Source organism: Bacillus sp. MYb209 (assembly GCF_002975175.1).
Taxonomy (GTDB): domain Bacteria; phylum Bacillota; class Bacilli; order Bacillales; family Bacillaceae_G; genus Bacillus_A.
Genome location: NZ_PCNZ01000004.1, coordinates 339,049 through 360,969, shown reverse-complemented (window position 1 = coordinate 360,969; position 21,921 = coordinate 339,049). Strand labels below are relative to the sequence as shown.

Here is a 21,921-nt window from a genome sequence, read left to right as displayed (position 1 = left end):
ATATATTTAATACGGAATTTTACTATGTTCCTTACATATTAAAGTTTTTAGAAAGACTCAAATGTAAGCATAATAAGGAAGAAAAGTTGATTTTTTATTTCTAAAAACTGTATATTGAAGAGGAATATTCCTACATACGTAAAGGAGGGCTATTAATGAAACTAATGGAACAGCAACTACATGAATTAGGTGGCTTGCGAGTACATATTATTCCGACTGATAAATATAAAACAAATACCTTTGTATTTCGTTTTAAAGCACCTTTAAATGAGGAGACGGTGACAGAGCGTGCCTTATTGCCATACGTATTGCAAAGTGCGACAGAAAAACTGCCTTCTGTAATTCGTCTTCGTCAATATTTAGAAGAATTATATGGATCTTCTTTAGCGGTAGATGTAAGTAAAAAAGGGGAAGACCATATCATCTCTATTTATGTAGACATTGCAAATGAAACGTATTTACGCGATGCACCACCGTTATTTGAAAAAGCGCTTTCTATGTTATCTGATATTGTTTTAAATCCAGCAACAGAAGGGGACGGTTTTCTATCTTCTATTGTAGAAAGTGAGAAACGAGCACTCTTGCAACGAATTGAAGCTACTTATGATGATAAAATGCGTTATGCAAACGAGCGTTTAATTGAAGAAATGTGCAAAGTAGAACCATATCGCTTAAGTGCAAATGGGAAAAAAGAAAGTGTTGCTTCTATTACAAATGAAAGTTTGTATCAATATTATCAAAAAGTGTTAGCTGAAGATGAAATGGATTTATACATCATTGGTGACATTTCAGAAGATGCCGTGGAGCTTGTAAATAAGTATTTTTCGATTTCACCTCGTGTTGTGAAAGAAAGAAATGTACTTCTTCATAAACGAAATAATGAAGAAAAAGAAATTGTTGAAAAACAAGAACTAAAGCAAAGTAAATTAAATATCGGCTATCGCACATTCATTACGTATAAAGATGAAGATTATTTTGCATTACAATTGTTTAACGGATTATTTGGAGGGTTTTCTCATTCGAAGTTATTCGTAAATGTCCGTGAAAAAAATAGTTTAGCGTACTATGCAGCATCGAGATTTGAAAGTCATAAAGGTTTGCTCTTCGTTATGTCTGGGATTGAAGCGAAGAACTTTGAAAAGGCTGTTGAAATTATTAAAGAACAGATGAAAGCAATGCAAAGTGGTGATTTTTCAGAGGAAGAGATTCAGCAAACGAAAAGTGTAATTCAAAATCAAATCTTAGAGGCAATTGATACACCACGTGGTTTTGTTGAAATGCTTTATCACGGGGTAATCTCGGAGCGTACGCGTCCAGTTGAAGAATGGCTAACGGGCATAGAAAGCGTGACGAAAGAAGAGATTGTGAAAGTTGCTAATAATATTGAACTGGATACAATTTACTTTTTACATGGAACGGAGGGAGAATAAATGGAGAAAATTGTGTATGAGCAATTAAAAGAGACGCTATATTATGAAAAACTTCCGAATGGATTAGACGTATATATCTTACCGAAACAAGGCTTCAACAAAACATTTGCAACATTTACGACGAAGTACGGTTCTGTTGATAATACATTTGTTCCGCTTGGAAAAGAAGACATGACTCGTGTCCCAGATGGAATTGCTCATTTCCTTGAGCATAAATTGTTTGAAAAAGAGGACCATGACGCTTTTCAATTGTTTAGTAAACAAGGTGCTTCAGCGAACGCTTTTACATCTTTTACAAGAACCGCTTATCTCTTTTCCTGTACATCAAATGTAGAGAGAAATTTAAATACGTTGTTAGACTTTGTACAAGAACCGTATTTCTCTGAAAAAACGGTTGAAAAAGAAAAAGGTATTATCGGTCAAGAAATTCAAATGTACCAAGATAACCCAGACTGGCGTTTATACTTTGGGTTAATCGATAGTTTGTTTGTGAAACATCCAATTAAAATTGATATTGCCGGGACGATTGAGTCTATTAGTAAAATTACAAAAGACCTACTGTATGAATGTTATGAGACTTTTTACCATCCGAGCAACATGTTATTATTTGTTGTTGGAGCGATTGATCCTGAAAAAACAATGGATTTAGTTCGTGAAAATCAAGCGAAAAAAGATTACGAAAATCAATCGGAAATCGTTCGCTCTTTTGAAGAGGAACCAGAAGAAGTAAATGAAAAGAAAAAGATTATTTCAATGCCTGTTCAAACTCCAAAATGTTTAGTTGGTATTAAGGCAACGAATTTAAAAGAAAAAGGGAAAGCCCTGTTAAAACAAGAAATTGCGCTTACATTACTTTTAGATTATTTATTTGGAAAAGGGTCAGTTCATTACGAATCTTTATATAATGAAGGTCTTATTGATGATTCATTCTCGTATGACTATACAGAAGAAAATAACTTCGGTTTTGCAATGGTTGGTGGAGATACGAAGCACCCTGATGAATTGGCAGAGCGATTAAAAGGGATTTTACTACAAACGAATTATGATCAGTTAGATGAGAAGGCGCTGGAACGGGTGAAGAAAAAGAAAATTGGTGGATTTTTACGATCGTTGAATTCACCTGAATATATTGCAAATCAGTTTACACGATATGCGTTTAATGAATCTAGTTTATTTGATGCTCTTACAGTGTTAGAAGGATTAACTGTTCAAGACCTACAACAAGCAGCAAAAACATTATTAATTGAAGAGAAAATGAGTGTCTGCCAAGTGTTACCAAAAAAGTGAAGTAATATGTGAATAAAAAACGCAGTATCTATATCCCTCATCTAACGTTTGGTTATTGCCAAATGGTAAGATGAGGGTATTATTTATTTATACATAAAAGATAAGAGAGGGAATTTATGAAAAAGTATGCATTAGTAACTGGAGGAAGCGGAGGGATTGGCTCTGCTATTTCGAAGCAGTTAATCGAGGATGGTTATACAGTCTATATTCATTACAATAAAAGCGAAGACAAGGTAAGGGAGTTACAAAAGGAATTTGATGCAGTGATTCCTGTGCAAGCAAATTTAGCTTCTATCGATGGAGCGGAGGAATTGTGGGGACAAATCGAACATCCTATTGATGTTATTGTATACGCAGCTGGAAAGAGTATCTTTGGATTAGTAACAGATGTTACGAATGAAGAATTAGATTATATGGTGGAGCTTCAAGTGAAGAGTGTATATAGACTTTTATCGATGGCGCTTCCACCGATGATTGGGCGGAGAAGTGGTAATGTTGTCATTATTTCATCCATATGGGGGCAAATAGGAGCATCTTGTGAGGTGCTGTACTCAATGGTAAAAGGTGCACAAAATTCCTATGTGAAGGCTTTAGCGAAAGAAGTTTCTTTAAGTGGATTGCGCGTTAATGCGGTAGCGCCAGGTGCAATCGAAACAGAAATGTTAAATGTATTTTCAGAAGATGATAAAAATGAAATTGCTGAAGATATTCCATTAGGTAGAATAGGACTACCCGAAGAGGTAGCAAAAACAGTCTCCTTCCTTGTTTCACCGGGAGCTTCTTATATTACGGGGCAAATTATCGGAGTGAATGGCGGTTGGCATTGCTAAAAAATTCTTACATAAAAAACAAGAAATTGTACAAATTAAGCATGATTCTATTACTAAATAGTGAGGTGCTTAAACATGACAGTGTTAGAAAACTTTGATCAGTGGAAGAGCTTTTTAGGAGAACGTTTAGAGCAAGCAGAGGGAAAAGGGCTTGATGGTGGTGCAGTATCAGATATGGCATTTCGTGTGGGAGATTATCTAGCTAATGAAGTGGAAGCTCGCAATGATCAAGAAAAATTATTAGCTGAGCTTTGGAAAGTTGCTGATGAACAAGAGCAACATACAATCGCAAATTTAATGGTGAAGTTTGTACAACATAAGTAAAAGTAGAGAGGAGAAGATCCTCTCTACTTTTTTTGTATAATAATTAGGAGGAATAGATTATACATTTAGCTTCCCTATTAAGGTGAAATCATATAATATAGTACGTAGGTGTAAAGTAAGCGTGGGGGAGTGATTTTGGATGATTGAATGGTATTTTGAATATGAAATACATAAAAACCGACCTGGCTTACTTGGTGACGTTTCTTCGCTAATCGGTATGCTTGGCATCAATATTGTCACAATTAATGGTGTAGATAATGCACGACGTGGACTTTTGCTTATGTGTGATAATCAAGAACAAATCTCTAGACTTGAATCAATTTTAAATACGATGGATAATATAACGGTAACGAAATATCGTCCACCAAAGCTTAGAGATAAGCTAGCAGTTAGACATGGTAGGTACATACAACGAGATGCAGATGATAAGAAAACATTTCGATTTGTGCGTGATGAACTAGGATTACTTGTAGACTTTATGGCGGAGATAATGAAAAAAGAAGGTCATAAATTAATTGGGATACGAGGAATGCCTCGTGTCGGAAAAACAGAATCTATTGTTGCCGCAAGTGTTTGTGCAAATAAGAGATGGTTATTCGTATCATCTACTCTCATTAAGCAAACTGTTCGTAGCCAATTGATTGAAGATGAGTATAGCGACGATAATATTTTCATACTAGATGGAATTGTGTCGACAAAGCGTGCCAATGAAAGACACTGGCAGCTCGTTCGTGAAATCATGAGATTGCCTGCAACGAAAGTTGTGGAACATCCGGATGTGTTTGTGAGTCAGTCAGAATACACATTGGATGATTTTGATTATATTATCGAATTGCGTAACGATTATGATGAAGAAATTCAATATAATTTAGTAGATGAAATTGAGCAAGGTACGCAAAATAATTTCTCTATGTTCGACTTTTAAAGAAATATTGAGGTGTTAGTAGTGACGGAATTAGGACAAAAGCTGACAGAAGCAAGAGAAGCGAAAGGCTTGTCTATTGATCAGCTGCATGAGATTACAAAAATTCAAAAACGCCATTTAGTAGCGATTGAAGAAGGCAATTATGATGTGTTGCCAGGAGCTTTTTATGCGCGTGCATTCATTAAACAATATGCAGATGCTGTTGGATTAAATGGAGAGGAACTGCTTGTAGAATATCAGAGTACGATACCACAATCTGAAAATCGTGAAGTTCCACAAGTATCAACCGGACAAAAAACACAAGAAACAATGCAAAAATCTTCATCATGGCCAATTGCAGATCATATGCCGAAAATTTTGATTGTGTTGTTAGTAATCGCATTTGGAGTGGTAGTCTGGTTTGTTATTCAAGCGTTAACTGGAAAAGATGATAGGCAAGTTCCAAATGCTCAAAGTGAGAAAATTGAGGTTCAAAAAGCAAAAGATTCTCCGCTAGATACGAAGAAAGATGAAGTGAAAGCGGAAGAACCTAAAAAAGAAGAACCAAAGAAAGAGGAACAAAAAGGACAGCCAACTGGTGAGAATGAAATTAAGTTAGTTGGAACCGATAAGATAACATCTACTTTGGAAATTCATAATAATAAAGCGTTAGAATTGGAAATTACAACAAAAGACGCAAGTTATGTAGGTATTAAAAATGAGGCAGGAAATGATATCTTTAGCGGTACTTTACAGGCAGGCCAGACCCAAAAATATGATTTATCAACAGCGAAAGAGGTAAACCTTAATATAGGAAGTGCACCGAATGTTGAATTTAAATTGAATGGCCAAGTCGTTACATTCCCATTGAATCCGGAAGAGAATTATCATCAGAAATTCTTGATTAAAAATCTAGGGATAGGGCAACCTGCACAATAACAGTCATCGCTTCGATGACTTTTTTCAATGAACAAATGTTTTTGACATGATGGAGGAATAGCTGTGAATTTACCAAATAAAATTACAATATCTAGAATCTGCTTAATTCCAATTTTTATGGTAATTATGCTAGCGCCCTTTAACTGGGGCTCATATGCAATTGGTGATGTCAATTTACCAATTCAACATTTAGTAGGAGCACTAATCTTTATAATTGCTTCAGCTACAGATTGGATTGATGGATATTATGCAAGAAAATATAATCTTGTAACGAATTTAGGGAAATTCCTTGACCCGTTAGCAGATAAATTACTTGTTTCTGCAGCACTTATCACGTTGGTAGAGATGCAATATGTACCTGCTTGGATCGTTATTGTAATTATAAGCCGTGAGTTTGCAGTAACAGGTTTACGCCTTGTACTTGCTGGGACAGGGGAAGTAGTTGCAGCAAATCAGCTAGGGAAAATTAAGACATGGACACAAATTATTGCGATTGCAGCATACTTATTACATGATGTACCGTTAAATTTACTTCATATTCCAGTTGCAGATATTTTCATATGGATTGCATTATTCTTTACCGTTATTTCAGGATGGGATTATTTCTGGAAAAATAAAGATGCTTTTGTAAACTCAAAATAGAAGTTTATGGGGGAATTGGGATGAATGCTGAAATTATTGCGGTTGGAACGGAACTATTACTTGGACAAATTGCAAATACAAATGCCCAGTTTTTATCTGAAAAGTTAGCTTCAATCGGAATTAACGTGTACTACCATACTGTTGTTGGGGATAATAACAAGCGATTACAGAAGGCAATTGAATTGGCTGAAGAACGAGCCGATATGCTCATTTTTACAGGTGGATTAGGACCGACAAAAGATGATTTAACGAAAGAAACAATAGCGTCTAGTTTAGATGAAGAGCTTGTGTATGATGAAAAGGCATTAACATCGATAAGCGATTATTTTAAGCGTACAGGCCGTGAATTTACAGAGAATAATAAAAAGCAGGCGCTCGTTTTAAATGGATCGACTGTATTTGCGAATGATCACGGTATGGCGCCTGGTATGGGGTTAAATAAGAACGGAAAAGTTTATATTTTATTACCAGGACCACCAAAAGAAATGAAGCCGATGTATATAAGTTACGTAGAGCCTTTTTTATGTAAGTTTACAACGGGGGAAAATATTTATTCTCGTGTTCTTCGTTTTTTCGGTATTGGGGAATCTCAATTAGAGGTGAAAGTTCAAGATTTAATTGATGGACAAACGAACCCAACCATTGCACCACTTGCAAATGATGGAGAAGTGACATTACGTTTAACTGCCAAACATCATGATGCTGATGAGGCGGAGAAACTGATTCAGCATGTGGAAGATTTGATTTTAGAAAGAGTAGGAGAATTTTTCTACGGATATGACCAAGATTTCCTTCATTACAAGGTAATAAGGCTATTGAAGGAAAAAGGGTTAACTTTAGCGTGTGCAGAAAGTTTAACAGGTGGTCTTTTTGGAAATCAAGTAACAGAAAATGCTGGTGTTTCGTCTGTATTTAAAGGCGGTGTCATTTGTTATCAAAATGATGTGAAGCAACAAATTTTACATGTACCTGAAGAAGTGTTGCGTACTGACGGCGCGGTTAGTAAACAGTGTGCTCGTTATCTTGCTGAAAATGTAAAGAAACTGTTAAAAGCAGATATCGGAATTAGTTTCACTGGGGTGGCAGGACCGGATGCTTCAGAGCAGAAAGAACCAGGAACAGTATTTATTGGATTGGTGATTAAAGATGAACCAGCTGTAGTCTTCTCGCTTAATTTAAGTGGAAGTCGTCAACAAATTAGAGAACGCTCTACAAAATATGGATTTTATCATTTATTTAAAAAGCTAGAAGAGATATAAATTTCTTCTAGCTTTTTTTTGTTGGAAAACCTAGTTTTATTCGATATAAAATAAAAAAATCGAATAAATGTTCGATTTTTGTTGGCAAATTGAATTGAAAATAGGTATAATAAGATTAGCAATTTAGTTAAGGAGGAATTTTGAATGAGCGATCGTCAAGCGGCATTAGATATGGCGTTAAAACAAATAGAGAAGCAATTCGGTAAAGGTTCAATTATGAAATTAGGAGAACAAGCGGAGCGTAGAATTTCTACAATTTCAAGTGGTTCTTTAGCACTTGATGTGGCACTAGGGGTAGGCGGATACCCACGTGGCCGTGTTATTGAAATTTATGGACCTGAAAGTTCAGGTAAAACAACAGTTTCATTACACGCAATCGCGGAAGTACAGCGTCAAGGTGGACAAGCAGCGTTCATTGATGCGGAGCATGCAATGGATCCTGTATATGCACAAAAATTAGGTGTTAACATCGATGAATTACTATTATCACAGCCTGATACAGGGGAGCAAGGACTAGAAATCGCAGAAGCACTTGTACGAAGTGGCGCGGTTGATATTATCGTAATTGACTCTGTAGCAGCTCTTGTACCGAAAGCTGAGATCGAAGGGGACATGGGTGACTCTCACGTTGGTTTACAAGCACGTTTAATGTCACAAGCACTTCGTAAACTTTCAGGTGCAATCAACAAATCAAAAACAATCGCAATCTTTATCAACCAAATTCGTGAAAAAGTTGGGGTTATGTTCGGGAACCCAGAAACAACTCCAGGTGGTCGTGCATTGAAATTCTATTCAACTGTCCGTCTTGAAGTACGTCGTGCTGAGCAATTAAAGCAAGGTAATGACATCGTTGGTAATAAAACGAAAGTAAAAGTAGTTAAAAATAAAGTAGCACCGCCATTCCGTGTTGCTGAAGTTGATATTATGTACGGAGAAGGTATTTCAAGAGAAGGTGAAATCTTAGATATGGCTTCTGAACTTGATATCGTTCAAAAGAGCGGTGCTTGGTACTCTTATAATGAAGAACGCTTAGGACAAGGTCGTGAAAATTCGAAGCAATTCTTAAAAGAGAATACGGATTTAAGAGAGGAAATTGCCTTCTTTGTTCGTGAACATCACGGAATTGGTGAAAACTCTGGTGTTGAAGACACGGAAGATTCAACTCGTCAAGATTAAAAAATAAAAGACACGGTCCCGTGTCTTTTATTTTTTAATCCACTATGAAAGCGTTGTATATAGCTGAAGATAAAATATTTATTCTATCCAAAAGGCTATGTGTAAAGGGGAATATTCATATATTTTAAGTGAATGAATTGGGATTTTCTAAGGTTTTCCAGGATAATATGCCGTCTATTTTTTTAATCCATATAAGATTCAGGGCTGAAGGTAAAGAAAGTAAAAGTAGACAACGCTTGACAATGAAAATTGCGATAGATACAATGAGAATGTATATTTTTTCTTATATACGATACACTCTTCTCAAGAAGAGAAGTAATATTCGGAGTAAGACTTAAATCTTGCCGAAATAATAATATGACATTTTAATTGTGAAATGAAGAAAGTCCCTTAAAAAAGCGGGGCGACGGTCTTTGCTGTACGTTGTAATTCAATGTACATGCCGACAGTCTTTTTTCATTCATAGCAAGGGGAGGTGAAATCATGAGTAGTACAGTTTGGATACTCATCTCCATTTTGCTTGCAACAGTCGGTGCAGTTGTTGGCTTTTTTGTTCGAAAGTCTATTGCTGAAGCGAAGATTAATGGTGCAGCTAATGAAGCAAAACGTATTCTAGACGAAGCGAATCGTGATGCTGAAGCACTTAAGAAAGAAGCGCTTTTAGAAGCAAAGGATGAAATTCATACACTTCGTACAGAAGCTGAATTAGAAATTCGTGACCGTAGAAGCGAATTACAAAAACAAGAAAATCGTTTAATGCAAAAAGAAGAGAACCTTGATCGTAAAGACGAAACGCTCGATAAGCGCGAGCGACAGTTAGAAAAGAAAGAGGAATCTCTTGTAGCGAAACAACAACAGATTGAAGAGTTGGAAAGCAAAGTGGGAGAGTTAGTTCAAAAGCAACAAACGGAATTAGAGCGCATTTCCAATCTGACCCGCGAACAAGCGAAAGCAATTATTCTTGGTAAAGTGGAAAGTGAAGTTTCTCATGAAATTGCCGTTATGGTAAAAGAAAGTGAAGTTCGCGCGAAAGAAGAAGCGGATAAGAAGGCAAAAGAGATTTTATCTCTTGCAATGCAAAGATGTGCAGCTGATCATGTTGCTGAAACAACCGTTTCGGTTGTAAATCTTCCAAATGACGAAATGAAGGGACGTATTATCGGACGTGAAGGTCGTAATATTCGTACGTTAGAAACGTTAACAGGTATTGACCTTATTATCGATGATACACCAGAAGCGGTAATTCTATCTGGATTTGACCCGATTCGTCGTGAAACAGCTCGTATCGCTCTTGATAAACTAGTACAGGACGGACGTATTCACCCAGCGCGTATTGAAGAGATGGTCGAAAAATCAAGACGTGAAGTGGACGAGTATATTCGTGAAGTCGGAGAGCAAACAACGTTTGAAGTGGGTGTTCATGGCTTACATCCAGATTTAATTAAAATTTTAGGTCGTTTAAAATACCGTACAAGTTATGGACAAAACGTCTTAAAACACTCTATGGAAGTTGCATACTTAACTGGACTTATGGCAGCGGAGCTTGGTGAGGATGAAAAACTAGCAAGACGTGCTGGTCTATTACATGATATCGGAAAAGCAATCGATCATGAAGTAGAAGGTAGTCACGTTGAAATTGGTGTTGAACTCGCAACGAAATATAAAGAGCATCCTGTTGTAATAAACAGTATCGCATCTCACCATGGTGACACAGAACCAACTTCTATCATTGCAGTTCTAGTTGCTGCAGCAGATGCATTATCAGCTGCAAGACCGGGAGCTCGTAGTGAAACGCTTGAGAACTACATTCGTCGTCTTGAAAAGTTAGAAGAAATTTCAGAGTCTTATGAAGGCGTAGAAAAATCTTTCGCAATTCAAGCAGGACGTGAAGTTCGTATTCTGGTAAAACCAGATACAATTGATGATTTAGAAGCTCATCGTTTAGCTCGTGATATTCGAAAACGTATTGAAAATGAACTGGATTATCCAGGACATATTAAAGTAACTGTTATTCGTGAAACACGTGCAGTGGAATACGCAAAATAAAGTGGTGAAACACCACTTTATTTTTTTGTGTTGGAATTGGGTAAAATAAAGGAAACTATTTATAAGCAGTATGCAAGTGAAAGAAACTTATAATAGATAAATTGTAACTGTTGTAAGGAAATAGCTTCAAGTTATAGTATGATAATAAAAAATGTAGTACATAGAAAGGGTAAGACATATGAGAATATTATTTGTTGGGGATGTAGTAGGATCTCCTGGTAGAGACATGATTCAACAGTACGTACCGGCATTAAAGAAAAAGTATACACCCACAGTAACAATTATTAATGGAGAAAATGCTGCGGGTGGACGTGGAATTACGGAAAAAATATATCGAAACTTTTTAGAGTGCGGGGCACAAGCGGTTACGCTTGGAAACCACGCTTGGGATAACCGTGAAGTATTTGAATTTATTGATGATGCAAAATATCTTGCAAGACCAGCTAACTTCCCAGAAGGAACGCCGGGAAAAGGGCTTATCTTTGTAAATTGTAATGGAACAGAAGTTGCAGTTATTAACTTACAAGGACGTACTTTCCTTCCTCCAATTGATTGTCCATTCCGTAAAGTGGATGAGTTAATCAGCATTGCAAAAAAACGTACAAACATTATCTTTGTTGATTTTCATGCTGAAACAACAAGTGAGAAGCAGGCGTTAGGTTGGTACGTAGACGGTCGTGCTACAGCGGTAGTAGGTACACATACACACGTTCCTACAGCTGATAATCGTATTTTACCAAGCGGAACAGCTTATATTACAGATGTTGGTATGACAGGCCCATATGATGGGATTTTAGGTATGGATCGCGAAGCAGTATTGAAGAAGTTTTTAACGAACTTACCAGTGCGTTTTGAAGTGACGAATGGTAGAACGCAATTAAGTGCAGTGTTAATTGATGTGGATCCTAATACAGGGAAAGCGAAGAAAATTGAGCGTATTTTAATTAATGATGACCAACCGTTTTTTGACTGATTTTTAACGAAAAGTTAGAGAATTTATTATATTTTAATTTTTTAGAAAAATTACAGAAATTTAGCAGGAATACGTGCCATTCCTCGTGAATATAAGTTAAAGTGAAATAATTGCTATTACTTTTTATAGAAACGAGGAGGAAACGCGGAATGGAAATATTAAAAGTTAAAGCAACGTCGGTCCCTAATTCTGTAGCTGGTGCACTTGCAGGTGTTATTCGCGAACGCGGAACAGCAGAAATTCAAGCTATTGGTGCAGGTGCATTGAACCAAGCGGTAAAGGCAGTAGCAATTGCAAGAGGATTTGTAGCGCCTAGCGGTTTGGACTTGATTTGTATCCCAGCGTTTACAGATATTATGATTGATGGTGAAGAGCGTACAGCGATAAAATTAATTGTAGAACCTCGTTAAGTTGAAACAACCTGTTTGCATGTATGCAAACAGGTTGTTTTTATAGTGGAGGAATGAAAATGAAAATTTTTGATGCTCATTGCGATGTACTCTTTCAGTTATGGAGTGCAAAGGGAAAAAAAGACTTTCAAAACGATTCACAATTACATATTACATTTGAACAATTAAAGAAAAGAAAAGAAAAGGAAGTATACAATGCTTTGCTATATATGTACCAGAAACAGTAGCGTATGAAAAGCGTTTTGAAGTTGCGCTGCAAATGATAGATATTTTTCATAATGAAATTCTATCGCTACCAGGAATGAAGTTTATTCAGACAAAAAATGATATTAACATGTTAAAACAGGACGAGATTGGAGCATTATTAACATTAGAAGGATGCGAAGCAATTGGAAAAGAAGCGATGAAATTACGTTTGTTTTATCGCTTAGGTGTACGTTCCTTCGGATTGACATGGAACTATGCCAATCTGTTAGCTGATGGAGCGCTAGAGGCACGTGGAGCAGGTTTAACTACATTTGGTAGACAAGTTGTACAAGAACTTAATAAGTTACATTTATGGACCGATGTGTCTCACTTAAATGAAAGGAGCTTTTGGGATGTTATTGAAATTGCACAAAATCCGATTGCATCTCACTCGAACTGCCATCACCTATGCCAGCATCCACGCAATTTGAATGACGAACAAATAAGGGCTCTCATAAATCGAAATAGCATTATTGGAGTTACTTTTGTACCGCAATTTTTAACGAATGAAAGACGAGCGAATGTAACGGATATATTAAGGCATGTGGAATATATTTGTTCATTAGGTGGAGAAAAAAATATAGGGTTTGGTTCTGATTTTGATGGGATTTTAGAAACGGTTATAGGTGTAGAAACGTATAAGGATTATGAAAATATAATTAACCAACTTTGTAAAAAGTATAGTGAATCAATGGTAGAGCATTTTTTGTATAAAAATTTTATTGATCGTATTACTTTCTAATTATTGATTTTTTTAAGACCTAATACTAGAATGGTAAACGAAATAGCATTATACTAAAGATTCAGGGAAAACAGAAGAGGCATAATTTGCGTCCATTGTAGTTTATTTGCATAAAAAATGCTAAACTATTACTGTAAAAAAATACACTACAATGAATGCAGCCAAAAGGGGTGTAGGAGATGATTAGTCAACTTTCATGGAAAGTTGGAGGCCAACAAGGTGAAGGAATTGAAAGTACAGGAGAAATCTTCTGTATTGCATTAAACCGATTAGGATATTACCTATACGGTTACCGCCACTTCTCATCACGTATTAAAGGCGGCCATACAAATAATAAAATTCGTGTAAGTACAACAGAAGTACGTGCGATCTCAGATGATTTAGATATTTTAATTGCTTTTGATCAAGAAACAATTGATTTTAACTTCCACGAACTACGTCCGGGCGGAATTGTAGTTGCGGATGCGAAATTTAATCCGACAATACCTGATAATACAGATGTAAAGCTATATGTGATACCGTTTACAGATATCGCTTCAGAATTAGGTACATCTTTAATGAAAAACATGGTTGCTGTTGGGGCATCTAGTGCGGTATTAGGATTAGACGAAACAGCTTATTTAGAGGTTGTTGAAGAAATCTTTGGTCGTAAAGGAGAGCAAGTCGTTCAAAAGAATATGGAAGCAATTAAACGTGGCTCTCAATACATGAAAGAATTGCTTGGTGAGAAAGTAAACATGATGCAGCTTGAAAAAGCTGACGGTAAGAAACGCATGTTTATGATTGGAAACGATGCAATCGCATTTGGTGCGGTAGCTGGTGGTGCTCGCTTTATGTCTGCATATCCAATCACACCTGCATCTGAAATTATGGAATATTTAATTAAAAAGTTACCGAAAGTCGGCGGAACAGTAATCCAAACTGAGGATGAAATCGCAGCTTGTACAATGGCGATTGGTGCAAACTACGCTGGTGTTCGTACATTAACAGCATCTGCTGGTCCTGGTCTTTCTTTAATGATGGAAGCAATTGGTTTAGCAGGTATTACTGAAACACCGCTAGTTATCATTGATACACAACGTGGTGGTCCAAGTACGGGCTTACCAACAAAACAAGAGCAGTCTGACTTAATGGCTATGATTTACGGAACGCATGGTGAAATTCCAAAAATCGTAATGGCACCAAGTACAGTTGAAGAAGCTTTCTATGATATTGTAGAAGCGTTTAACCTAGCAGAAGAATATCAAGTGCCTGTTATCTTCTTAACAGATCTACAGCTTTCTTTAGGAAAGCAAACAGTAGAACCACTTAAGTTAGATAAAGTTGAAATTCGTCGCGGTAAGCTTGATTTAGAAGTAGAATTACCAGAACGTGAAAATAAAGCATACTTCAAGCGTTATGAAGTAACAGAAGATGGAATTTCACCACGTGTTTTACCTGGTATGAAAAATGGTATTCACCATGTTACAGGTGTAGAACATGATGAAACGGGTAAACCATCTGAATCAGCGTTAAATCGTAAAGATCAAATGGACAAACGTTTCCGTAAAATGGCGAACTTGCAGTTTAATACCCCTATTTACAAAAATGCTAAGCATGATGACGCAGACGTATTGTTAGTTGGCTTTAACTCAACTCGTGGTGCGATCGAAGAGGCAATGAAGCGTTTGGAACAAGAGGGAATGAAAGTAAACCATGCCCATGTACGTTTAATTCATCCGTTCCCAACAGCTGAAATCGATCCACTTGTGAAAAAAGCGAAGCGTGTTGTAGTAGTAGAAAACAATGCAACTGGTCAGCTTGCTAACATTATGAAAATGAATCTTGGCAATGGTGAGAAAATTTCTAGTCTTTTAAAATACGATGGAAATCCATTCTTGCCGAAAGAGATTTACAACGAATGTAAAAAAGGGGTTGTATTAAATGGCAACATTTAAGGACTTTCGTAACAGTGTAAAACCAAACTGGTGCCCAGGTTGCGGAGACTTCTCGGTGCAGGCTGCGATTCAGCGTGCGGCAGCTAACGTTGGTTTAAATCCAGATGAGCTAGCTGTTATTTCTGGTATCGGCTGTTCCGGTCGTATTTCAGGGTATATTAATTCATATGGTTTGCATAGTATTCACGGACGTGCTCTTCCGATTGCACAAGGTGTGAAAATGGCAAATCGTGATTTAACAGTTATCGCATCAGGTGGTGACGGTGATGGTTTTGCGATTGGTATGGGACATACAATCCATTCTATTCGTCGTAACATTGATATTACGTACATCGTAATGGATAACCAAATTTACGGATTAACAAAAGGTCAAACTTCACCACGTAGTGAAGCTGGATTTAAAACGAAAAGTACACCACAAGGTTCAATTGAACCATCACTAAATGTTATGGAAATGGCTTTAACAGCCGGTGCGACATTTGTGGCGCAAAGCTTTTCAAGTGATTTAAAAGAATTAACGCAAATTATTGAAGCTGGTATTAACCATAAAGGCTTTTCATTAATTAATGTATTTAGTCCATGTGTTACTTACAATAAAGTAAATACTTATGATTGGTTTAAAGAGAATTTAACGAAACTAAGTACAGTAGAAGGATATGATCCATCTAACCGCATGATGGCTATGCAAACATTAATGGAAAAGAACGGGTTAGTAACAGGTTTGATTTATCAAAATACAAAGCAGCCTTCTTACCAAGAGCTTGTAAAAGACTATAGTGAAAAGCCTTTAGTGCAAGCTGATTTGAATATGGATCAGAAAATGTTTGATGAGCTTGTTGCTGAATTTATGTAATGATCGGAGAGAAGGTTGCCACTTGGCAACCTTCTTTTTGAGGGAATAAAAATAATTAATAGATTTGTTTACTTAGAAAATTCAGAATGATAAAATAATATATAAATCGTTGTATAAAAATAGCATGTTCATTAACTGTGAAATGTAATGTAGGATAAGGCTTTTTCTTCGTTAAAGTTGGCTAAACGTTCTATACTATGATAATGTGTATAGGGATAAAGCAATATGCTTTTCAATAGGACAAGATGAAATAATAAAAAGGGAATGTCTATTTGTGTGGGGAAGACTTCATTCTTACGGATGATTAGATCGATTACTCAAGTTTCAAAGGGCAAGTTATCTCTCAAGCTATCTAACATCATTGAGATGGGTCTAAGCGCATTAAAATGGACTACAGAGAGTGTGTATAGTTAAGGGTGAAAGGAGATTACCGATGAACGAGCAACAACGATTAGCAAGTCGACAAGCAAATTCCTCTACGAAAAAAGAAGAGAAAGATTATAGTAAATACTTTGAAAGTGTATACCAACCACCTTCCTTGAAAGATGCGAAAAAGCGTGGGAAAGAAGAAGTTAAAATTGAACGAGATTTTGGCTTACCTGAAGAGTTCCGTGATTTTGGCGCAGGAAGAAAGTTTTACATTCGTACATATGGCTGTCAAATGAATGAGCATGATACAGAAGTAATGGCTGGGATTTTTACAACACTTGGATATGAGCCAACCTTTTCAACTGAAGAGGCAGATGTGATTTTATTAAATACTTGTGCAATTCGTGAAAATGCTGAAAATAAAGTGTTCGGTGAACTTGGTCATTTAAAATCATTAAAGCGAAGAAATCCGGATCTTTTAATTGGTGTATGTGGTTGTATGTCTCAAGAGGAATCTGTTGTAAATAAAATTATGCAAAAAAATCAGCATGTAGATATGGTGTTTGGTACACATAATATTCATAGATTACCGTATATCTTAAAGGACGCAATGTTCTCAAAAGAGACGGTGGTTGAAGTTTGGTCAAAAGAAGGGGATGTAATTGAAAACCTTCCGAAAGTACGTCGTGGTGATATTAAAGCTTGGGTAAATATTATGTATGGCTGTGATAAATTCTGTACATATTGTATTGTACCGTATACACGCGGAAAAGAGCGCAGCAGACGTCCAGAAGATATTATTAAAGAAATTCGCCATTTAGCTGCGAACGGTTATAAAGAAATTACGTTACTTGGACAAAACGTAAACGCATACGGTAAAGACTTTGAAGATATACAATATGGTCTTGGCGATTTAATGGATGAACTTCGTAAAATCGATATCGCACGTATTCGTTTTACAACAAGCCATCCACGTGATTTTGACGATCATTTAATTGATGTTCTTGGAAAAGGTGGTAACCTAGTAGAACATATCCACTTACCGGTTCAATCTGGTAGTACAGATATGCTTAAAATTATGGCGCGTAAATATTCGCGAGAACACTATTTAGCGCTTGTACGAAAAATTAAAGAAACCATTCCGAATGCAGTACTAACGACTGATATTATCGTTGGTTTCCCAAATGAAACGGATGAGCAGTTTGAAGAGACGATGTCGTTATATCGTGAAGTAGGATTTGATACGGCATTCACATTTATTTATTCTCCGCGTGAAGGTACACCAGCTGCAAAAATGCAGGATAATGTTCCGATGGAAGTGAAGAAAGAGCGATTACAACGCTTAAATACACTAGTGAATGAATATGCAGTTAATAAGAATAAGCGTTATATAGGACAAATTGTAGAAGTATTAGTTGATGGGGAAAGTAAGAATAACCCTGAAGTACTTGCGGGATACACACGTACGAATAAACTTGTAAACTTTGTTGCTTCAAAATCTTTAATTGGTCAGCTTGTGAAAGTAAAAGTAACGGAAGCAAAAACTTGGTCTCTTAACGGGGAATTGGTTAAGGAACCGATTGAGGTGAAATAATAGATGAAAGTATATACGAAAGATGAAATTGTTGAGCAAGCGAAAGAATTAGCGAAAATGATCTCTGAAACAGAAGAAGTCGATTTCTTTAAGCGAGCAGAAGCACAAATTCATAAAAATGAAAATGTAAAGCGAGCAATTGATGAAATAAAAGCTTTGCAAAAACAAGCAGTAAACTTGCAACATTATGGGAAATGGGAAGCTTTGAAAAAAGTAGAAGCTGAAATTGATGCACTTCAAGATAAGTTAGATAATATCCCAGTTGTACAGGAGTTTAAATCTTCACAAACATATGTAAATGACTTACTACAGCTAGTTGCTAGTACCATTTCTAACAATGTAACAGATGAAATATTAGTTTCAACTGGCGGCGATGTATTGAAGGGTGAAACTGGTGCAGCGGTAGAAAGTAAAAAAGGAAATTGTGGTTGTTAAAGAGATGTCTTATTGACATCTCTTTTTTTTTTGTGGGTTATATCGTAAATTCTTCTCAAAAAAAAGAATGACACATTCCGCTATTGTCACGCATATGATTAAGTGAATAGTGATTGAGGAGGGTTACGAATGTCCGAATTTAGAGAGATTATTACAAAAGCAGTAGTTGGAAAAGGACGTAAGTATACAAAGTCAACGCATACATGTGAATCGAATAATGAGCCAACAAGTATTTTAGGGTGCTGGGTAATTAACCATTCGTACGAAGCGAGAAAGAATGGGAAACATGTGGAAATTGAAGGTTTCTATGATGTAAACACTTGGTATTCATTTGATGGAAACACAAAGACTGAAGTTGTAACAGAACGTGTTAACTACACTGATGAAGTAAGCATTGGGTATCGTGATAAAAACTTCTCTGGTGACGATTTAGAAATTATTGCTCGTGTAATTCAGCCGCCAAATTGTTTAGAAGCTCTTGTATCGCCAAATGGTAATAAAATTGTTGTGACGGTAGAACGTGAATTTGTAACAGAAGTAGTTGGGGAAACGAAAATTTGTGTAAGTGTAAATCCTGAAGGTTGCGTAGAATCAGACGAGGATTTCCAAGTCGATGATGATGAGTTTGAAGAATTAGATCCGAACTTTATCGTCGATGCAGAAGAAGAGTAAGAGAAAGCTAGGGAGAAGTTCTTCCTAGCTTTTTACAGTACATAAGTGGTGCTGCATGAACATGATTCCTTATGAAATGTGCTATAATGAGGAAAGACTCCTGGAATAGGAGATATGGGTGTCCGTGAAATTTGATATATATGAATATAGATTATTATGTAAGAATTATGGAGGAAAGACATGACGCAATATACGCCTATGATACAGCAATACTTAAAGGTTAAGGCAGACTATCAAGATGCCTTTTTATTTTTCCGATTAGGTGATTTTTATGAAATGTTCTTTGAAGATGCGGTTAAAGCAGCTCATGAACTTGAAATTACATTAACGAGCCGAGATGGTGGTAGTAGTGAACGTATACCGATGTGCGGTGTACCGCATCATGCAGCTAAAAATTATATTGAACAACTTGTTGAAAAAGGATATAAAGTAGCTGTTTGTGAGCAAGTGGAAGATCCAAAAATAGCTAAAGGTGTAGTACGTCGTGAAGTAGTACAACTAATTACGCCAGGAACGATGATGGAAGGGCGTACAATAGACGAGAAAGAGAATAACTTCTTAGCAGCATTAACACATTTCGAAGATGGATCTTATGCGCTAGCTTGTAATGACTTAACGACTGGACAAAATACAGTGACGTTATTAACAGGTTCGGTAGAAGACATTTTATTAGAAGTGTATGCGACTGGTTCGAAAGAAATTGTTGTAGATTCTACTTTTTCAAAAGATGAATTAAATAAATTAACTGAAACATTAAAAATGACGATTTCGTATGAAGATGCAACAACTATTCCAGAAGGACTAGAACATCTTGTGAAAAATGTTTCACAAGCAAAGTTAATTAAAGCAATTGGACGCTTATTTAACTATGTGATAAGAACACAAAAACGTTCGTTAGATCACTTGCAACCAGTAGAAATTTATTACACGAACCAATTTATGAAAATTGATGTGCATTCAAAACGTAATTTAGAGTTAACAGAGACTCTTCGTACGAAGGAAAAGACAGGCTCATTATTATGGCTATTAGACAAAACAAAAACGGCTATGGGTGGGCGTATGTTAAAACAGTGGATGGAACGTCCACTTATCCAGAAAGAAAAAGTTGAAGAGCGTTTAGAAATGGTTGAAACGTTTGTAAATGATTACTTCTTACGTGAAGATTTAAAAGAAAAGTTAAAAGAAGTATATGATTTAGAGCGTTTAGCAGGGAAAGTTGCATTTGGTAATGTAAATGCACGGGACCTATTACAATTAAGACGTTCTTTACTTCAAGTACCAGCTATTTTAGAAGCGATTAGTCTTTTAGATAATGCTTATGCAGCAAGGTTAATTCAAGGTGCGGATCCATGTGAGAGCTTAACTGAATTACTAGGAAGAAGTATTCAAGAAAACCCACCGCTTTCTATTAAAGATGGAGATATTATTAAAGACGGTTATAATGACAAGCTTGATCAATATCGTTACGTTAGTAAAAACGGAAAAACGTGGATTGCTGAGCTTGAAAAACGAGAGCGTGATATTACAGGGGTTAAATCATTAAAAATTGGGTATAACCGTATTTTCGGCTACTACATTGAAGTGACGAAGGCGAATCTTGCAGCACTTCCAGAAGGGCGCTATGAGCGTAAACAAACACTTGCAAATGCAGAACGTTTCATAACAGATGAACTAAAAGAAAAAGAAACATTAATCTTAGAAGCAGAAGAGAAAATTGTACAATTAGAATACGATTTATTTACAGCACTTCGCGAAGAAGTAAAAGCATTCATACCGAAATTGCAACACTTAGCGAAAGTAATTAGTGAACTAGACGTACTGCAAAGCTTTGCGACAGTTAGTGAAGAAGAGCAGTTTGTAAAACCTGTTTTAACAACTAAGCGCGAAATCTTTATTAAAGATGGTCGTCATCCTGTCGTTGAAAAAGTATTGAACGGGAAATTGTATGTACCGAATGATTGTATTATGCCGGAGAAGATGGATGTCTTTTTAATTACAGGACCGAACATGTCTGGTAAAAGTACGTATATGAGACAATTAGCACTTGTTACTGTTATGTCACAAATTGGTTGCTTTGTACCAGCGACAGAAGCAGTATTACCTGTCTTCGATCAAATCTTTACGAGAATTGGTGCAGCAGATGATTTAATCTCAGGTCAAAGTACATTTATGGTTGAAATGTTAGAAGCGAAAAATGCAATTGCAAATGCATCAGAAAGAAGTTTAATTTTATTCGATGAAATTGGACGCGGTACATCTACGTACGATGGTATGGCACTTGCACAAGCAATCATTGAACATATTCATGACCAAATTGGTGCGAAAACATTATTCTCTACACACTATCATGAATTAACAGTGTTAGAAGAAAGTTTAGACCAACTAAAGAATGTACATGTTTCAGCAATTGAAGAGAATGGAAAAGTAGTTTTCCTTCATAAAATTCAAGATGGAGCGGCTGATAAAAGTTACGGAATTCACGTTGCTCAACTTGCCGAGCTTCCAGATAGCTTAATCGCTCGTGCGAAAGAAGTGTTAGCGCAACTAGAAGGACAGGAAGAAATTATTATTCCGAAACGAGTAGAAGTGAAAGTGCAAGAAGTTGCTCCAGAACCAGTTATTGTAAAAGAAGAACCGGCAAAAATACAAGAAAAGAAAGAAGAGACAGACGAAGAATCACAACTATCTTTCTTTGGAGGAGAACAATCTTCGAAAAAACAAGACAAGCCTGTGCTCAATCAAAAAGAAACGGCAGTACTTACACAAATTAAAAAGATTGATTTACTCGATATGACGCCTTTAGAAGCGATGAACGAACTGTATCGTTTACAGAAAAAGTTAAAGAAAGGATGA

General features: G+C 36.4%; 18 protein-coding genes and 1 pseudogene. All 19 read left to right on the top strand.

The annotated features are described in order from the left end of the window. Positions 1-155 precede the first annotated feature (155 nt). The 19 genes and pseudogenes from yfmF (at position 156) to mutS (ending at position 21,921) form a co-directional block, all read left to right on the top strand. Positions 156-1,430, top strand: a complete 1,275-nt coding sequence (yfmF, locus tag CQZ94_RS10975) for an EF-P 5-aminopentanol modification-associated protein YfmF (RefSeq protein ID WP_105585420.1) — start codon at positions 156-158, stop codon at positions 1,428-1,430. Further along, a complete protein-coding gene (gene yfmH, locus CQZ94_RS10970; RefSeq protein ID WP_105585419.1) occupies positions 1,431-2,717 on the top strand; it encodes an EF-P 5-aminopentanol modification-associated protein YfmH in 1,287 nt (428 codons plus the stop codon). Positions 2,718-2,833: 116 nt separating this feature from the next. Next, complete coding sequence (ymfI, locus tag CQZ94_RS10965) at positions 2,834-3,547, top strand: elongation factor P 5-aminopentanone reductase (protein ID WP_105585418.1); 714 nt, start codon at positions 2,834-2,836, stop codon at positions 3,545-3,547. A gap of 75 nt (positions 3,548-3,622) precedes the next feature. Continuing rightward, positions 3,623-3,871 (top strand): DUF3243 domain-containing protein, encoded by a 249-nt coding sequence (locus tag CQZ94_RS10960; protein ID WP_025148368.1) that lies wholly within the window; start codon positions 3,623-3,625, stop codon positions 3,869-3,871. 139 nt (positions 3,872-4,010) lie between these two features. After that, complete coding sequence (locus CQZ94_RS10955) at positions 4,011-4,796, top strand: DUF3388 domain-containing protein (RefSeq protein ID WP_000574107.1); 786 nt, start codon at positions 4,011-4,013, stop codon at positions 4,794-4,796. Positions 4,797-4,817: 21 nt separating this feature from the next. Then, positions 4,818-5,714, top strand: a complete 897-nt coding sequence (locus CQZ94_RS10950; protein ID WP_105585417.1) for a helix-turn-helix domain-containing protein — start codon at positions 4,818-4,820, stop codon at positions 5,712-5,714. Positions 5,715-5,777: 63 nt separating this feature from the next. Beyond that, on the top strand, positions 5,778-6,356 hold the full coding sequence (pgsA, locus tag CQZ94_RS10945; RefSeq protein WP_105585416.1) for a CDP-diacylglycerol--glycerol-3-phosphate 3-phosphatidyltransferase: 579 nt from the start codon (positions 5,778-5,780) through the stop codon (positions 6,354-6,356). Positions 6,357-6,376: 20 nt separating this feature from the next. After that, on the top strand, positions 6,377-7,615 hold the full coding sequence (locus CQZ94_RS10940) for a competence/damage-inducible protein A (protein ID WP_105585415.1): 1,239 nt from the start codon (positions 6,377-6,379) through the stop codon (positions 7,613-7,615). 144 nt (positions 7,616-7,759) lie between these two features. Beyond that, a complete protein-coding gene (gene recA / locus CQZ94_RS10935; RefSeq protein WP_002014599.1) occupies positions 7,760-8,791 on the top strand; it encodes a recombinase RecA in 1,032 nt (343 codons plus the stop codon). A gap of 483 nt (positions 8,792-9,274) precedes the next feature. Next, positions 9,275-10,837: a ribonuclease Y gene (gene rny, locus CQZ94_RS10930; protein ID WP_002160762.1), complete on the top strand. Its 1,563-nt coding sequence runs from the start codon at positions 9,275-9,277 to the stop codon at positions 10,835-10,837. Between the two features lie 178 nt (positions 10,838-11,015). After that, positions 11,016-11,810, top strand: coding sequence for a TIGR00282 family metallophosphoesterase (locus CQZ94_RS10925; RefSeq protein ID WP_002014601.1), 795 nt, complete (start codon positions 11,016-11,018; stop codon positions 11,808-11,810). Between the two features lie 149 nt (positions 11,811-11,959). Continuing rightward, positions 11,960-12,220, top strand: coding sequence for a stage V sporulation protein SpoVS (gene spoVS, locus CQZ94_RS10920; protein WP_000404341.1), 261 nt, complete (start codon positions 11,960-11,962; stop codon positions 12,218-12,220). Between the two features lie 59 nt (positions 12,221-12,279). Then, positions 12,280-13,208: pseudogene (locus CQZ94_RS10915) on the top strand (dipeptidase). A 179-nt stretch (positions 13,209-13,387) separates the two neighbouring features. Beyond that, the gene (locus tag CQZ94_RS10910) at positions 13,388-15,145 is read left to right on the top strand and encodes a 2-oxoacid:acceptor oxidoreductase subunit alpha (protein ID WP_105585414.1); all 1,758 of its coding nucleotides are present in this window, start codon (positions 13,388-13,390) and stop codon (positions 15,143-15,145) included. After that, positions 15,132-15,998, top strand: coding sequence for a 2-oxoacid:ferredoxin oxidoreductase subunit beta (locus tag CQZ94_RS10905; RefSeq protein WP_002088040.1), 867 nt, complete (start codon positions 15,132-15,134; stop codon positions 15,996-15,998). The genes CQZ94_RS10910 and CQZ94_RS10905 overlap by 14 nt, the downstream gene beginning before the upstream one ends. 433 nt (positions 15,999-16,431) lie before the next feature. Continuing rightward, positions 16,432-17,961, top strand: coding sequence for a tRNA (N6-isopentenyl adenosine(37)-C2)-methylthiotransferase MiaB (miaB, locus tag CQZ94_RS10900; RefSeq protein ID WP_105585413.1), 1,530 nt, complete (start codon positions 16,432-16,434; stop codon positions 17,959-17,961). Positions 17,962-17,964: 3 nt separating this feature from the next. After that, positions 17,965-18,396 (top strand): YlbF/YmcA family competence regulator, encoded by a 432-nt coding sequence (locus CQZ94_RS10895; protein WP_002033698.1) that lies wholly within the window; start codon positions 17,965-17,967, stop codon positions 18,394-18,396. A 129-nt stretch (positions 18,397-18,525) separates the two neighbouring features. After that, positions 18,526-19,068 carry an outer spore coat protein CotE gene (cotE, locus tag CQZ94_RS10890; protein WP_001288802.1) on the top strand — a complete coding sequence of 181 codons (543 nt, stop codon included), beginning with the start codon at positions 18,526-18,528 and terminating at the stop codon, positions 19,066-19,068. Between the two features lie 180 nt (positions 19,069-19,248). Next, positions 19,249-21,921, top strand: a complete 2,673-nt coding sequence (mutS, locus tag CQZ94_RS10885; protein WP_105585412.1) for a DNA mismatch repair protein MutS — start codon at positions 19,249-19,251, stop codon at positions 21,919-21,921.

Coding starts and splice junctions, on each gene's coding strand:
- yfmH (WP_105585419.1), top strand. CDS start 1,431: ATGGAGAAAATTGTGTATGAGCAATTAAAAGAGACGCTATATTATGAA.
- miaB (WP_105585413.1), top strand. CDS start 16,432: ATGAACGAGCAACAACGATTAGCAAGTCGACAAGCAAATTCCTCTACG.
- mutS (WP_105585412.1), top strand. CDS start 19,249: ATGACGCAATATACGCCTATGATACAGCAATACTTAAAGGTTAAGGCA.
- CQZ94_RS10940 (WP_105585415.1), top strand. CDS start 6,377: ATGAATGCTGAAATTATTGCGGTTGGAACGGAACTATTACTTGGACAA.
- CQZ94_RS10960 (WP_025148368.1), top strand. CDS start 3,623: ATGACAGTGTTAGAAAACTTTGATCAGTGGAAGAGCTTTTTAGGAGAA.
- CQZ94_RS10955 (WP_000574107.1), top strand. CDS start 4,011: ATGATTGAATGGTATTTTGAATATGAAATACATAAAAACCGACCTGGC.
- CQZ94_RS10910 (WP_105585414.1), top strand. CDS start 13,388: ATGATTAGTCAACTTTCATGGAAAGTTGGAGGCCAACAAGGTGAAGGA.
- rny (WP_002160762.1), top strand. CDS start 9,275: ATGAGTAGTACAGTTTGGATACTCATCTCCATTTTGCTTGCAACAGTC.
- cotE (WP_001288802.1), top strand. CDS start 18,526: ATGTCCGAATTTAGAGAGATTATTACAAAAGCAGTAGTTGGAAAAGGA.
- CQZ94_RS10895 (WP_002033698.1), top strand. CDS start 17,965: ATGAAAGTATATACGAAAGATGAAATTGTTGAGCAAGCGAAAGAATTA.
- CQZ94_RS10905 (WP_002088040.1), top strand. CDS start 15,132: ATGGCAACATTTAAGGACTTTCGTAACAGTGTAAAACCAAACTGGTGC.
- ymfI (WP_105585418.1), top strand. CDS start 2,834: ATGAAAAAGTATGCATTAGTAACTGGAGGAAGCGGAGGGATTGGCTCT.
- spoVS (WP_000404341.1), top strand. CDS start 11,960: ATGGAAATATTAAAAGTTAAAGCAACGTCGGTCCCTAATTCTGTAGCT.
- CQZ94_RS10925 (WP_002014601.1), top strand. CDS start 11,016: ATGAGAATATTATTTGTTGGGGATGTAGTAGGATCTCCTGGTAGAGAC.
- recA (WP_002014599.1), top strand. CDS start 7,760: ATGAGCGATCGTCAAGCGGCATTAGATATGGCGTTAAAACAAATAGAG.
- yfmF (WP_105585420.1), top strand. CDS start 156: ATGAAACTAATGGAACAGCAACTACATGAATTAGGTGGCTTGCGAGTA.